This window comes from Streptomyces sp. NPDC057302 (assembly GCF_042667685.1).
Taxonomy (GTDB): Bacteria; Actinomycetota; Actinomycetes; order Streptomycetales; family Streptomycetaceae; genus Streptomyces.
On the sequence record NZ_JBHUZJ010000068.1, the window covers coordinates 40,813 to 54,487 of the forward strand.

At 71.3% G+C, this 13,675-nt stretch carries 13 protein-coding genes; 4 read left to right on the forward strand and 9 right to left on the reverse strand.

Features of this window, described 5'->3' with window-relative positions:
• Nucleotides 1–13: 13 nt before the first annotated feature.
• The 3 genes from ACFUPX_RS33585 to ACFUPX_RS33595 form a co-directional block, all read right to left on the reverse strand.
• Complete coding sequence (locus ACFUPX_RS33585) at nucleotides 14–859, reverse strand: ABC transporter ATP-binding protein (protein ID WP_383331431.1); 846 nt, start codon at nucleotides 857–859, stop codon at nucleotides 14–16.
• Nucleotides 846–1,913 (reverse strand): ABC transporter substrate-binding protein, encoded by a 1,068-nt coding sequence (locus ACFUPX_RS33590; RefSeq protein ID WP_383331434.1) that lies wholly within the window; start codon nucleotides 1,911–1,913, stop codon nucleotides 846–848. The genes ACFUPX_RS33585 and ACFUPX_RS33590 overlap by 14 nt, the downstream gene beginning before the upstream one ends.
• A gap of 71 nt (nucleotides 1,914–1,984) precedes the next feature.
• Complete coding sequence (locus tag ACFUPX_RS33595) at nucleotides 1,985–2,860, reverse strand: ABC transporter permease (RefSeq protein WP_383331437.1); 876 nt, start codon at nucleotides 2,858–2,860, stop codon at nucleotides 1,985–1,987.
• Between the two features lie 377 nt (nucleotides 2,861–3,237).
• Here ACFUPX_RS33595 and ACFUPX_RS33600 point away from each other — a divergent pair, with 377 nt between their 5' ends.
• The 3 genes from ACFUPX_RS33600 to ACFUPX_RS33610 all read left to right on the forward strand — a co-directional run bounded on the left by ACFUPX_RS33600 (nucleotide 3,238) and on the right by ACFUPX_RS33610 (nucleotide 5,722).
• A complete protein-coding gene (locus tag ACFUPX_RS33600) occupies nucleotides 3,238–4,155 on the forward strand; it encodes an LLM class F420-dependent oxidoreductase (protein WP_383331440.1) in 918 nt (305 codons plus the stop codon).
• A gap of 169 nt (nucleotides 4,156–4,324) precedes the next feature.
• The gene (locus ACFUPX_RS33605) at nucleotides 4,325–4,609 is read left to right on the forward strand and encodes a hypothetical protein (protein ID WP_383331443.1); all 285 of its coding nucleotides are present in this window, start codon (nucleotides 4,325–4,327) and stop codon (nucleotides 4,607–4,609) included.
• A 12-nt stretch (nucleotides 4,610–4,621) separates the two neighbouring features.
• Nucleotides 4,622–5,722 carry a sulfite oxidase gene (locus tag ACFUPX_RS33610; RefSeq protein ID WP_383331446.1) on the forward strand — a complete coding sequence of 367 codons (1,101 nt, stop codon included), beginning with the start codon at nucleotides 4,622–4,624 and terminating at the stop codon, nucleotides 5,720–5,722.
• Between the two features lie 26 nt (nucleotides 5,723–5,748).
• Here ACFUPX_RS33610 and ACFUPX_RS33615 read toward each other — a convergent pair whose 3' ends face one another.
• From ACFUPX_RS33615 to ACFUPX_RS33630, 4 genes are all read right to left on the reverse strand, one after another.
• A complete protein-coding gene (locus ACFUPX_RS33615; protein ID WP_383331448.1) occupies nucleotides 5,749–7,206 on the reverse strand; it encodes a cation:proton antiporter in 1,458 nt (485 codons plus the stop codon).
• 77 nt (nucleotides 7,207–7,283) lie between these two features.
• A complete protein-coding gene (locus ACFUPX_RS33620; protein ID WP_383331451.1) occupies nucleotides 7,284–7,976 on the reverse strand; it encodes an HAD family hydrolase in 693 nt (230 codons plus the stop codon).
• A gap of 5 nt (nucleotides 7,977–7,981) precedes the next feature.
• Nucleotides 7,982–8,788, reverse strand: coding sequence for a hypothetical protein (locus tag ACFUPX_RS33625; RefSeq protein WP_383331454.1), 807 nt, complete (start codon nucleotides 8,786–8,788; stop codon nucleotides 7,982–7,984).
• A gap of 192 nt (nucleotides 8,789–8,980) precedes the next feature.
• Nucleotides 8,981–10,276, reverse strand: coding sequence for an FAD-binding oxidoreductase (locus ACFUPX_RS33630; RefSeq protein WP_383331457.1), 1,296 nt, complete (start codon nucleotides 10,274–10,276; stop codon nucleotides 8,981–8,983).
• 346 nt (nucleotides 10,277–10,622) lie between these two features.
• Between ACFUPX_RS33630 and ACFUPX_RS33635 the strand changes: the two genes are divergently transcribed.
• Nucleotides 10,623–11,834: a nucleotide disphospho-sugar-binding domain-containing protein gene (locus ACFUPX_RS33635; RefSeq protein ID WP_383331460.1), complete on the forward strand. Its 1,212-nt coding sequence runs from the start codon at nucleotides 10,623–10,625 to the stop codon at nucleotides 11,832–11,834.
• Between the two features lie 23 nt (nucleotides 11,835–11,857).
• Here the strand turns inward: ACFUPX_RS33635 and ACFUPX_RS33640 are convergent, their stop codons facing one another.
• Both ACFUPX_RS33640 and ACFUPX_RS33645 read right to left on the reverse strand, forming a co-directional pair.
• Nucleotides 11,858–13,066, reverse strand: coding sequence for a DegT/DnrJ/EryC1/StrS family aminotransferase (locus tag ACFUPX_RS33640; RefSeq protein ID WP_383331463.1), 1,209 nt, complete (start codon nucleotides 13,064–13,066; stop codon nucleotides 11,858–11,860).
• Nucleotides 13,063–13,584, reverse strand: a complete 522-nt coding sequence (locus ACFUPX_RS33645) for a flavin reductase family protein (RefSeq protein ID WP_383331466.1) — start codon at nucleotides 13,582–13,584, stop codon at nucleotides 13,063–13,065. Before ACFUPX_RS33645 ends, ACFUPX_RS33640 begins: the two co-directional genes overlap by 4 nt.
• Between the last annotated feature and the right edge of the window lie 91 nt (nucleotides 13,585–13,675).

Sequence of the window (13,675 nt, forward strand, 5' to 3'; positions counted from 1 at the left end):
AGACGCCCCCCGGTCAGTCCGCCGCCGCGGACTTGACCGCGTGGGCGACCTGGGCGCGCAGGACGGTGAACTCAGCGGACTCGCGCAGCTCGTCGGCGTCGACGGCGCCCCTGGGCAGGGTGATCGGCAGATCCAGGGCAACGGTCCCGGGGCTCTTGGTCAGCACCACGATGCGGGAGCCGAGGAACACCGCCTCGTCCGCGGAGTGGGTGACGAACACCGTGGTCCTGCCGGTCTGGGCGGTCACCTGCCGTACGTCCTCCTGGAGGCGCTCACGGGTCAGCGCGTCCAGCGCGGCGAACGGTTCGTCGAGCAGGAACAGGGGGTTCTCGGCGGCGAGGGCGCGGGCGATGGCGACGCGCTGCTGCTGGCCACCGGATATCTCCCAGATGCGGCGCTTCCCCACGCCTTCGAGACCGACGCGGGCCAGCAACTCCGCCCGCTGGTCGGGCCATTGGGAACGATCGACGCCCGCGTACCGCAGCGCCAGGTCGATGTTGCCCTGCACCGTCCGCCACGGAAAGAGCCGTGGCGCCTGGAACACCACACCGGCCGTCTCACCCGGCCGCGGGGCCGCGCCGGAGACGCGCACCGAGCCGTGGGTGGGCTGCTCGAACCCGGCGATCAGCCGCAGCAGTGTGCTCTTGCCGCAGCCGGACGCACCGACGAGCACCAGGAACTCGCCCGCGGGGACGGTCAGGTCGACCGGCCCCACGGCGGTGACGCTCTCGCTGCCCCGGCCGTACTGGTGGGTGACGCGGTCGAGGCGTACCGATCCGGTCCGTTCGGCGCCCCACACCTCAACTCCCTTACTGACGCCCGTGTTGACGCCCTTGCTGACGGTCTCACTTGAGGACATCGGGCAGTCCCTTCAGATAGAAGGCCTTGCGGACGGAGTCCGCGGACGGTGCGGCGGCGATCTGCTTCTGGTCGGCCAGGAACCGGGCGGTGTCGGTGACGTAGGTCAGCAGCTTGCCCGGACTGCCGTCGGTGCCGAGCCAGTCGGCGGAGGTGACCTCGTCGGGAGTGAGGAACACCCCTTGTGAGAGCTGGGCCTTGGCGTCCGCCGTACTGATGTTGAGCTCGGCGGCGATGGCCTTGACCGAGCCGTCGGGGTCGGACTTGAGCAGGCGCAGGGCCTGGGCCTCGGCCTTGCGCCACGAGTCGATCGCCTTCGGGTCCCTGGCGATCAGCTCGTCGGACACCACGGCCAGGTCCAGGGTCGGCTTGCCCGCCGCGCCGATCTTCTTGCTGCTGGTGAGCTGGGTGCCGGTCTTGCGCAGCTCGTCCAGGGTCGGCAGCCAGACGTAGGCCGCGTCGATGTCCCCGCGCTGCCAGGCGGCGATGATCGCCTGCGGCTGCAGGTCGACGAGCTTGACGTCGGACGGCTTGAGACCGGCCCCCTCCAGCGCCGCCAGCAGGCTGTAGTGGGACGTCGAGGCGAAGGGTGTGGCGATCGTCTTCCCCTTGAGACCGGCGACGTCGGATATCCCGGCGTCCTTGCGGGCCACCAGGGCCTCGTTCTCGCCCGCGACGTCGAGAATGAAGGCGACCTTGTACGGGATCGGTGAACTCCCCGCGATCCCGCGGGCGAACGGGCTGGAGCCCAGCGCGGCGATGTCGAGCGACTTGCCCAGAAAGGCCTGGTTGACGCTGGCCCCGGAGTCGAACTTGATCCAGGTGATCTTGTAGTCCGGCAGCGCCTTCTCGAGCAGCTTCTTGTTCTTCACGAGCAGGTCGCCGCTGGGAAAGGCGAAGTAGCCGACCCGCAGCTTCTTGGACCCGCCGGACGAGGACGCCTCGCTCTGTGAGGAGCAGCCGGTGGCAGCGGCGGAGACCGCGGCCAGGGCGCCGGCGAGCAGCAGACGTCGGGAAGGGTGCCGGGAAGGGCGTTCAGGGGTGGAGCGAGACATGGCGGGGCCGTTTCTGTTCAGGAAGGATTCTGTTCGGGAGGGAAGGGCGTTCGGTCCAGGAGGAAAGGGGCCTAGACGTGCCCGCGCCAAGGCACGACGGCGCGCTCCAGGCGAAGCAGCAGACCGTCGATGACGAGTCCAGAGATACCGATGGCGATGATGCCGACGAGCACGACGGGGGTGTTGTTGTAGTTGGCGGCGTCCTTGACCATGCCGCCGATCCCGGGCAGCCCGTTGACCAACTCGGCGGCGACGAGGGACGAGTAGGCCACGCCCACGGCCAGCCGGATGCCGGTCAGCGTCTGCGGCAGGGCGGACGGCACGACGACGTCCTTGACGACGTCCCACCGCGAGCCGCCCAGGGCACGAGCCGCCTCGATCAGGCTCTGCGACACAGCGGTCACCGCGGTCGTCGTGGAGACCGCCACCGGCGGGAAGGCGGCCACGGCCAGCAGGGTGACCTTGGGTTCCTCGTTGATGCCGAGCCAGATGATGAGCAGCGAGAAGTACGCCAGCGGAGGCAGTGTCCGCAGGAAGGTGATCCAGGGCTCGAACAGCGACCGGACCCAGCCGACGGTGCCCATGAGGAGACCGAAGACCACTCCGAGGGCGATGCCGATGCCGGCCCCGAGAGCGATGCGCCGCAGGCTGATGCCCAGGTGCTCGATGAGCGTGGTGCCGTTGTAGCCGCGTACGCCGTCGTGCGTCGTGGACACTTCGATGAACGCGCTCCACACCTTCGCCGGGGGCGGGACCAGCGTCTCGCTCCATGTTCCGCTCACCGCGAGCAGTTGCCACAGGAGAAGGAACAGGAGAAGTGAGCCGAGCGGCAGGGCGACGTGCCGTACGCGGTGCACGCGCGCCGTGGCGCGGGGAGGCCGCCGCTTCGGCGGAACGTCGGGCAGCGGGGTCAGGTCGGCCTGCGCTGGAGGAGGGGTCGTGGACATGGGGGCGGGGCCTCCGTGGGTACCGGAAGATGAGCGGTTGCGGCCGGGCGGGGCCGGGCAACTCGGAGAGCGCACCGAAGTGCGAAGGGCGGACGCGCCGCCGGGAACATCACCGGGCGGCGGGGAGCGTCAGAAACGCTTGATCAGCGACACGAACAACAGGAACAACACGAAGCGGCGCGTCGGCACAGGTCGATGACCAGGCGTCGCACCAGCGGTTCGTGATTCATGGGGCCCATTTCTACAGCAGGCGCGGCGCTTCACCAAGAGGTGTTCCGCTCCCCGGACCGCGTACCGCCGACGCCGTTACAAAGCCGCCATGAGTTTGTCATGAAGGAGCCGGAATGGCGGCCGCGCGACCGGTGGTTGCCGTGGGTATGACCATCGGAGTAGCGCTTTCACTTCAGGACCGGGTCGACGGTACGGTGCACCTCTCGCGGGAGGCCCACGAGGCCGGACTGCGCTCGGTGTGGTTCGGCCAGACCTTCGCGTACGACTCCCCCACGCTCGCCGCGATCGTCGGCCGCGAGGTGCCGGGGCTGCACGTCGGCACCGCGGCGATCCCCATCTTCGGGCGTCACCCCCTCCTCGTCTCCAGCCAGGCCCAGACGGCTCAGGCGGCGACCGGCGGCCGCTACCACCTGGGCCTCGCGCTCGGCACGAAACAGCTGACCGAAGCGGCCTTCGGCATCCCGCACGAGCGACCCATCGGCAGGCTCCGCGAATTCCTCACCGCCATGCGTCAGCTCCTGGAGACGGGCAGCTCCGACTTCCACGGCGAGCTGCTCACCGCCACCACGCCCCTGTCGGCGCGGGTACCCGGCGCCGAGCCGCCGGTTCCGCTCCTGGTGGCCGCCATGGGCCCGCAGGCACTGCGTGTCTCGGGTGAACTAGCGGACGGCATCCTGCCATTGCTCGCCGGTCCGCGCGCGCTCGCCGAGCACATCGTCCCGGCCGTCACCGCCGCGGCCGAGGCGGCGGGCCGACCCGCGCCCCGGATCGTGGCCTTCGTGCCGGGCGTCGTCACCGCCGACGCCGAGACGGTACGGGAGACCGCGACCGGCGCCCTCTCGTTCTACGAGCAGTTCCCGTCCTACCAGCGTGTCATCGGGCTCTCCGGCGCCACCCGGGCCGTCGATCTGGCCGCCATCGGCGACGAGGAGACGGTCGCCGCCGAGGTGCGCCGGTATCGGGACGCCGGGGCGACCGAGGTGGTGTTCACGTCGACGGACCTCGGCGGCGAGGCGGACCGGCGCCGTACGTGGAAACTGCTCGGAGAGCTGGCGAACGCCTGAGGAGCGCGATCCTCGCGCGATCTGCCCTGGGGCTCGCGATTGCCCTACTGCTTGTGGGTGCCATCGGTAGGCGGGCGTGCTGTCCTGGTAGGAGGGAAACGGCCGCCGCCCGGCGGCTCCCGCGCACGCCCCGATGTCGCACCCCGTCTCCATACAAGGAGCAGCAGCCATGACGATCTTCATGCATGCTTCCCTCCCGGGCGTCACCACCGACCAGTACGACACCCTGAACGCCAAACTCCACGAAACGCCCAAGATGTTCGACGGCTGCGTCGCCCACGTCTGTGTCCCCAGCGGTGACGGCCTGGACATCTACGACGTGTGGGAGTCCGAGCAGCACATGCAGGCGTTCGCGGAGAAGATGATGCCCATCGCCGAAGCGGTCGGCCTGTCCGGTCCCGGAGGACAGCCCGAGACGTCGTCCGTGCACAACTACTGGTTCCCCGGGGCCTGAAGGCCGCGGGGCATGAAGGAGCCGTCCCTCGGTGAGGTCAGCACACCGGGACGCGTCGCCGCCGCGGACGAGGGCATAGGCGAGGAGGAGCTGGCGCTGGCGGCACGCAATCACGGGTTGCCTCTGGAGGCCCTGCGCTACGACGTCACACCGCCCGGCCTCCACTACGTGCTGGTCCACTACGACATCCCCGCGGTCGACACCGACGCGTGGCGGCTCTCGGTCGGCGGGCAGGTCCGTACGCCCTTGGAACTGGGGCTCGCCGACCTGCGGTCGCTGCCGTCCGTCACCCACCGGGTCACGATGGAGTGCGCGGGCAACGGCCGCGCCCGGCTGAGCCCGCGCCCGGTGACCCAGCCCTGGCTGGTGGAGGCGGTGGGGACCGCCGACTGGACGGGCGTACCGCTGCGGACGGTGCTCGCGGCGGCGGGCGTCGACGACGGCGCGGTGGAGGCGGTGTTCACGGGCGCGGACCACGGGGTCGAGCGCGGCGTCGAGCAGGACTACCGGCGCAGCCTGCCCTTGCCCGTGGACGCGGACGTCCTGCTCGCGTACGAGATGAACGGCGGCCCGCTGCCGCCCCAGCACGGCTGCCCGCTACGGCTCGTGGTCCCCGGCTGGTACGGCATGGCGCACGTCAAATGGCTCCATGCCGTCGAACTGACCGACACCCCGTTCACCGGCTTCCAGCAGGCCGTGGCGTACCGCTTCCGGCAGGCTCCCGACGACCCCGGCGAGCCCGTCACCAGGATCGCCCCGCGCGCCCTGCTGATCCCGCCGGGCTTCCCGGACTTCATGTCACGCGTACGGGTCGTGCGCGCCGGACCCGTGGACCTGGCGGGGCGCGCCTGGTCCGGGTACGGGCCGGTCACACGGGTCGAGGTCAGCGCCGACGACGGCCGCACCTGGACCGAAGCCGAGGTCGCCGCCCGCGGCCCGCACCGCTGGGGATGGCAGGCCTGGCACACCACCTGGACCGCGGCTCCCGGCCGTCACACCCTGACCGTCCGGGCCACCGACGCCGACGGCCACACCCAGCCCCTCGAACAGCCCTGGAACAGAGGAGGCTTCGGCAACAACCTCGTACAGCGCGTTCCGGTGCTGTGCCGCTGATCGTCCGATCGTCCCGCGGCACGGGGTTACTTGCGGCGGCGGGCCGCGACTGCCGTCTGTATCAGCCGCAGTCCTGGCCCGGTCATGGCCGTGGTGACGAGGGTGACCAGAACGAGCACGGCGAACAACTGGTCGTCGATCACGCCCGCTTGATGGCCGATGCCGAGCACGACCAGTTCGGTCAGGCCGCGCGTGTTCATCAGCACGCCGAGCACCAGCGAGTCCGTACGCGTGAGACCGGACAGGTATCCGGCCAGGCCCGCGCCGAGGATCTTGGAGAGTGTGGCGGCGGCGAGCATCCCGGCCAGCATCAGCGCGTTCCCCGTGTCGAGGGAGAGTTCGCCGAGGTCCAGGGAGAGGCCGAACCCCAGGAAGAAGAACGGCAGGAGAAGTTGCGCCAGCGTGTGGACGGCGGCCGACTGCGCCTCGCCCGACGTGCCGCGCGATGTGGTGGGCCAGGCGAGCCCGAAGACGAACGCCCCGATGAGCTGGTGGATGCCGAGCTGCGCCGTCACACCGGCGGAGACGGCCACACCGGCAGTGCACAGCGTGAGGACCGCGGCGGGCGAGCGGCCCAGGGGTCCGTCGAGCACCTTCTTGAGCCCGGCCCGGACCGGGCCGAGCAGAACCGCGGTCACCAGCAGGGACAGCAGCAGCGTCTGCCACTGCGCCCCCGGCCCGTCGCCCTGCGCAAGTGCGAGCGCGACGGTGAGCACCAGCCAGCAGACTCCGTCCCCGACGGCCGCCGCGTAGAGGCTGAGCCGGCCGGTGCCGCTGCCCAGGAGTCCGAGGTCGGCGAGGATGCGGGCGAGCACGGGGAAGGCCGTCACGCTGAGCGCGCAGCCCAGGAACAGGGCGAAGGCGGTCGGTTCGGACGAGACCCCCTCGTAGCGCGGGTACAGCCACAGCGCCAGGGCGGCGCCGGTCGCGAAGGGGACCAGGAAGGACGCGAGGGTCACGAGCAGCGCGCCCTGCGCCTCGCGGGCCGTCCCGCGCGCCTGTGACAGTTCCTGTCCGACGCCGAACATGAAGAGGACGAGGCCGAGTTGGGCCAGCGCGTCGAGCCCGGTCACCACCGGCTTCGGGAAGATCCAGGTGAACACGTCCGGGGCGAGGCGTCCGAGCAGGGTGGGCCCCAGGGCGAGGCCCGCGCAGATCTCGCCGATGACCCGGGGCTGGCCGAGGCGCTCCGCAAGGGCGCCCGCGCCGCGCGCGACGACGAGGACGGCCGCGGCGGCGAGCAACAGCACGGCGGTGGTGGAGGCGCCGGGACCGTGCGCGCTCCCGCCGCCCGCGCCGCCGTCCCGCCCCGCCTCGGCCAGGGCGAGGGCACCGGCGACGGTGGGGAGGACGACCAGCAGTCCGTATCCGACGCGTCGACGGCGACGGACCGTCCGCCCGGCGCCCGCGTCGTCCTCGATGGCGCCGGGGAGGGTCCGCGAGGACACCTCGCGCGACTCCTCGATCTCTTCTGTGAGTCTCACGTCGATAGCCGATCTTGTCGGGGTGGCCGGTGTGGGGTGGGCGGAGCCGCGGCGGGCCTGGTCCGCGTCGGGCTCCGTCAGCCGGCCCGGACGTGGAGGCCCACGGCACGCGCGGCGGTCTCCAGGTCGTCGAGACCGTCGAGTTCCAGGTCGGGCGGGGCGGCGCCGTGCGGCGTCCCGTAGCCGAACCGGACCCAGGCGACGGGCATGCCGGCGGCCTGGGCGGCGCGCAGGTCGTAGACGCTGTCGCCGACCATCAGCGCGGACGAGCCACCGGCGATCCGCAGTGCGCTGAGCAGCGGATCGGGGGCTGGTTTGCGGCGTTCGGGGCCGTCACCGGTCACCACCGCGTCGAAGCAGGTGCCGAGCCCGAGCGCCGCGAGGAGCGGTGTGGTCACGTGGCGGGACTTGTTGGTGCACAGCGCGACCCGGACACCGGCCGCCCGCAGCCTGCGCAGCAGGGTCTCGGCGCCCGGGTACAGGCGGGCCCTGGCGGCCGGTCGGCGCGCGTAGCCGGCGAGGTAGGCCTGGTACACGCGCGCCACGAGCGCGGGGTCGTGGCCGCGCCGGCTCTTGCGCATCGAGGCCTCGACGAGTGCGGTCCCGCCTTCGCCGACCCTCCGGCTCACTTCGGAGAGGGTCAGGGCGGGGAGCCGGTGCTCGCTCAGCGCACGGTTGACCACTTCCTCGATGTCGCCGAGCGTGTCCACCAGTGTGCCGTCGAGGTCGAACAGGACGGTGTCGATCTGCCGCGGCTCTTGTGACGTCACGTGTGTCATGGGGCGATGGCCGCGCTCTCGCGGGACCGCATGGTGGTCAGGACGTCGTCGCGGTCGTAGAGGACCCGCCGTCCGTCCTTGCGGCGCCTCCATTGATGCGTGTTGGCCAGCCAGTACACGGTGCCGGAGGCAATCTGCCAGCCCGCGGAGATGTCCTGCGCGGTGAGCCCCGCGCTGTGGGCGGTCCGCGGACGGTGCGGGGTCAGGGTGTGCCAGGTGTCAGGCCGCCAGGAGTGTCCCGCGTCCGCGGAGCAGACGATGGCGGCCCGCCCTGCGGGAGTACGGGGCGAGAGGTGGGCGACCAACTCCCCTTCGCAGCCCGGCCGTACGCAGGTGCCGACCGGGACGCTGCCGTCGCGGCGGTCCGACAGGGCCGACCAGGCGAGCTTCACCAGGTCGCCCGTCTCGGTGGCGATGTCCTGCGCCGCCTCGTGTCCGGTCAGCCAGTCGGCATGGCCCACGAGGAAGGCGGTGAGCGCGGTGGCGTCGCGGGCCGGTGCGGGGAGGCCCCGCTGTTCGCAGACGAGCGCGGCCCAACTCGCGAGCACCGTACGGATGTCGCTGCGGATGTCGATGACCTGGGTGTTGAGCGGGATGCCCGGTGTGCCGCGCTCCCGCACCTTCCCCGCGGTCCTGCGGGCAGGCGCGTGGGTGAGGGTGTTGGCCAGCTCGTCGTAGAGCAGTCCGAGCGCCACCAGGTTCCGGGCGATCCGCCGGGGCGACGTGGACGCGCCGCGTGCGGAGGTGGCAGCGCCACGGGCTGCGGTGGACGTACGGGCGGACGCTAAGGGCGTGGAGAGCATGAGCGGACATCCCCCTGGCAGTGGTTTTGGTGCTGTACGCACACCCTGCCGGGCCCCGCTACCAGGCCGTTCCCCATCCGTTCCCGCTCCGCTACCGCCTGTCCTGCGGCGGCACGACCAAGCTCCGGCCGCAGGGGGTGGGCCCGGGAGCCACCCTCTTCGACCGGAGCTTCGCCCCGCGGTCGCGCCGTGTCAGTTCTTGCCGCGCGGCCCGACGCTGAAGCCGGGGCTGACGCCCACCTGCGCCGGGACGAACGGTTCGAGTGCCCATGCGGGGCCGGACTGGTCATGGGCGGCGGACGGGTCCGAGACCGACACTTCCGGGTCCACCGGGGAGATCGCCGCGACGAGGTAGCGGGCGTCGCGCCCCCGTACGGTGTCCGGGACCTCCGGCGGCCGGGAGAGCGCGCCGCCGAGGTGACGGATGTTCATGATGACCATGGTGTGGCCGTTCGGCTGGGCCAGGGTTTCGAGCGCCGTCGGGTCGAGCGTGTCGATCAGGACGTTCTCGCCGATGTACGGGCCAGGGGTGTCCGGCTCGGCGTGCACCCGGGCCGAATCGGCGAACGGCATCGGGGCCAGGGTGTCCTCGATCGTCGGCGCCGCCATGCGCAGCGGCGCCGCGAGCCGGTCGGCGTCCTCGGTCGTGCCGCGCAGCGCGATCGCGACGCGTGCGATGCGCCGGCCGCGCAGGAAGGGGGGCAGGAACTCCTCGTCGGGGAAAGCCATCACCCGTAGCGTGGAGGTGAGTTCATCGGGCGCCCCGGCCGTCCACTCGCGGAACGCGTGGAGCACCGCGGTGTCGCCCTCGGCGTCCGACGCGCCGATGTCGAAGGTGAGGCCGCCGCCCTGCAGATTGCCTTCGGGCAGCAGGCCGATGGTCATCGCGGTGACGACCTCGCCCGGCACGGGTCCGGTGCCGCGCAACCGGGCGAACCGTGCGGCGTCGCTCCGGTCGACCTGCCGCTCCTCGCCGTCCTCGGTGACGACCGTGAACGAGCGGACGAAGTCGCTGGCCCAGCCGTCCGACCGGCCGAGCAGGCTGATCCCGCCCCCGAAGGTGTAGCCGACGGCGCCGACGCTGCCCATGCTGCCGCTGGGCGGCACCAGACCGTGCGGTGCGGCGGCCGCCGCGACCTCGCCCCAAGTGGTGCCGCCTTCGACGCGGGCGGTGCGGTCGACGGGATCGACCACGACGCCGTTCAGCCGCCGGACCGTCAGGACGATGCCTCTGTCGGCGGCGAAGCACATGCCGTGTCCGGTGCTGTGCACCGTGACCGGAACCCCGTTCTCCCCCGCGAAGCGCTGAACGGCCTTGACGTCGGCGACGTCCCGAGCTCCGACCACGAGGTCCGGACGGTGCCGCAGACCGAGCTGGAAACTCGCCAACTCATCGGCGAATCCAGCGTCGTTCGGCTGCAGCACCGGTCCCGCCACGGAACGGGCGAGCGCTCCGGCCAGGCGGGATGCTTCGTTCGAGATAGTCATGCTTGTCCTTGTCCTCGACTGCGCTCGGTGGGTCGGGGTCTACCGGTTGCCTGCCACAGCCCCGCAGTTGGCTGGCTATGCGTTGGCTGCCAACCTATTGGTAGCACATGGTCGTGGGACACGGGCAGGGTGCCCGCTCTTTCCGGCCAGTGCGGCCGACGGCCATCGCTGAACGAACAGTCCTCGGCGTTCGCCCGCTGGGTTAACGTTCCGCACGTAGTGAGATCGGCCGAGAAAAACTGGGGGCAAAACCGTGGTGAGTGTTCTCGTGGCGACGGCGCCGGCCGAAGGCCACGTCAATGTGATGATGCATGTGGTGAAAGAACTCGTGCGCCGTGGAAATGCGGTGACTTGGTACACCGGAAAGGCATTCGAGGCACGCGTCGAAAAGACCGGAGCCCAGTTCTCTCCGATCGTCTCCGGATTCGACTACGGCGGAATGACGCACGACGAGGCATTTCCCCACCACGCCGGCCTCACCGGAACCAAAGGAATGGTCGCGGTCTTCCGTGACGTCTTCTTCGGTACCGCATCCGACCAACTCCGGGACCTGACGGCGCTGGCCGAGGAACTGCGCCCCGACGTGGTGCTCACCGACGAGACCACGTACGCGGGCGGATTCCTCAGCGAGAAGACGGGGATCCCGCTCGTCTGGATGGCCACCTCGGTCTACACCCTCGGCAGCCGGGACACCGCGCCGTTCGGCATGGGCCTGCGGCCGAGCTCCACCGTCCTCGGACGCCTGCGCAACCGGATGCTGAAGTGGACCGGGGACCACATCGTGATGCGCGAACTGCGCCGGGAGGCGGACCGGACGCGCGCCCAGGTCGGCCTTCCGCGGATCGATGCCGGCGCCTTCGAGAACATCATCCGCATGCCGTCGCTGTACCTCCTCGGCACGGTGCCGTCCTTCGAGTACCCCCGCAGCGACCTGCTCCCGCAGACCCGGTTCGTCGGCCCCATCACCGGCGAGCCGACCGACGAGTTCCAGCCTCCGCACTGGTGGGACGACTTGAAGAAGTACGACACCGTGGTGCACCTGACGCAGGGCACCGTGGCCAATGAACCCGAGCGGCTGCTGCTGCCCGCGATCCGCGCGCTCTCCGACCTCGACGCCCTGATCGTCACCACCACCGGGGTCCCGCCCGAGCAACTCGACCTGGGCCCGCTGCCCAAGAACGTGCGCGTGGAGCGGTTCGTGCCCTACCACCATCTCCTGCCGCACGCCGACCTCCTGGTCACCAACGGTGGGTACGGCGGTGTCACCGCCGCCCTGAGCAACGGCGTACCGCTCGTCGTGGCCTCCGCCACCGAGGACAAGAACGAGGTCGGGGCCCACGTCGGCTGGTCGGGCGCCGGCGTGCACCTCAAGGAGGGCGACGATCTGGAGAACCAGCTGCGGGGAGCGGTACGCCGCGTGCTCTGCGAGCCGGGGTTCCGCGAGCGGGCCCGGCAGTTCGGCGAGGAGTACCGCGCACAGAACGGACCTCGCCGTGCCGCCGAGCTCATCGAGGGTCTTGGGGCCGAGAGCGGCGCCGCCGGACAGCCGCCGCGGTGACATCCCGATGAGGCCGCGGTCCGCTACGCGTGGCGGACCGCGGCCGCGATGACGTCGCAGATCCGGTCCACGTCCTGCGGCGACACCGAGAGCCCGATGGGCAGGGAGAGCACACGCTCCGTCAGCTCCTCGGTCACCGGCAGGTCCAGCGGTGTGTGCACGGCATCGGAGCGGTAGGGCGGCATGCGGTGGCAGCCCGGTGCGAAGTACTTCTTGGTGCGGATGTTCTCCGCGCCGAGCACGTCGAACAGGCGGTCCCGGTCGAGACCCGCCGCGCCTGGGTCCACCCGTACGACGATGTACTGGTGGTTGTGGGTCTGCCCCGCGGGCGCCTCGAACAGCGTGACGCCGGGCACCTGCGCCAGGCCCTCCCGGTAGCGCAGGTGGAGCGACCTGTAGGTGGCCAGAGTGGCGTCCAGACGCTCGATGGACGCGATGCCCATCGCCGCCGAGGACTCGCTCATCTTCGCGTTCGTGCCCGGACCGATCACCCGCATCGCCTCGTCGAAGCCGAAGTTGTGCATCGACCGCACGCGCGCGTGGACCTCGTCGGAGTCGGTGGCGACGAGCCCGCCCTCGAAGGTGTTCAGGATCTTCGTCGCATGGAAGCTGAACACTTCCGCCGACCCCATGGGCCCCGGCGCGAGCGGCCGGCATCCGAACGCCTGGGCCGAGTCGTAGACGAGCGGCACACCCGCGTCCCGGGCCACTTCGTCGAGTGCGGCAGAGTCGCAGAGGTTGCCCCAGATGTGGACGCCGAGGATGCCGCCCGTGCGGGGGGTCACCGCCTTGGCGACCGAGAGGGGGTCCAGAGTGCCCGTCGCCGGATCGACGTCGCAGAACACCGGCGTGAGGCCGATCCAGCTCATCGCATGGGCCGTCGCCACGAAGGTGAACGACGGCATGATGACTTCCCCGGTGAGACCGCACGCCTTCGCCGCGACCTGCAGCGCCGCGGTGGCGTTGCTCGTCGCGGTGTTGTGCCGCCGCAGGGTCCGCTCCGCCGCCCGGCCCTCGAACTCCTGGACGAGCGGGCCGAGATTGCTCAGCCACCGGCGGTCGATGGCCTGGCTCACCAGCTCGAGGTAGCGCTCCTTGGCCGGTACGTTCGGTGTTCCCACCCTGATGTCATCGGCGAAGGCGGGCTCACCTCCGAAGCAGGCCAGATCGGCCCGGACTCTCTTGACTCCCTCGGCCTGCACGGCCACCTCCCGGTCGGCGCGGCCGGTCATGGCGCCGGCCAGACTGCATAGCTGCGCAGGCCGTAGATCAACGGCTGCGGGGCCTGCGCGAAGACCACCGTCTGCTCCACCTGGCCGTAGACCACGGTGTGATCGCCGACCGCCTCGGTCTTCAGGACCCGGCAGTCGGCCACCGCGTGCGCGTCGTGCGGCAGATGCGGCCCGCCGCCACCGGGCGCGTCCTGCCACTTCACGTGGTCGAACCGGTCCGAGGCACCCGAGGCGAACAGCTCGGCGACCGGACGCCCGGCGCCGCCCAGGAGGTTGACCGAGAAGCGGCCCCCTTCCAGTACGGCGGCGAGGGTCGGGCTCCCGTTCCGGACGCAGACCAGGAGCGTCGGCGGCCGGAGCGTGACGCTGCACAGGGACGAGCACGTCATCCCCCAGGGGCGCCCCGCCGCGTCGAAGGCCGTGATCACCGTGACGCCGGTCGGGAATCCGGCCATCAGCGCGCGCAGTTCCTCGGGGGCGGCCGGTGGGGCTGCCGGTTGGGCGTTGTGTGCGATCATCCCGGCATCACCGGGCTCCCTTCCGTCGAGTGGTCGATGGGCGAGTGGTCGATGGGCGCCGCCCCCGGCCTGCGGCCCCGCTGCACCGGAC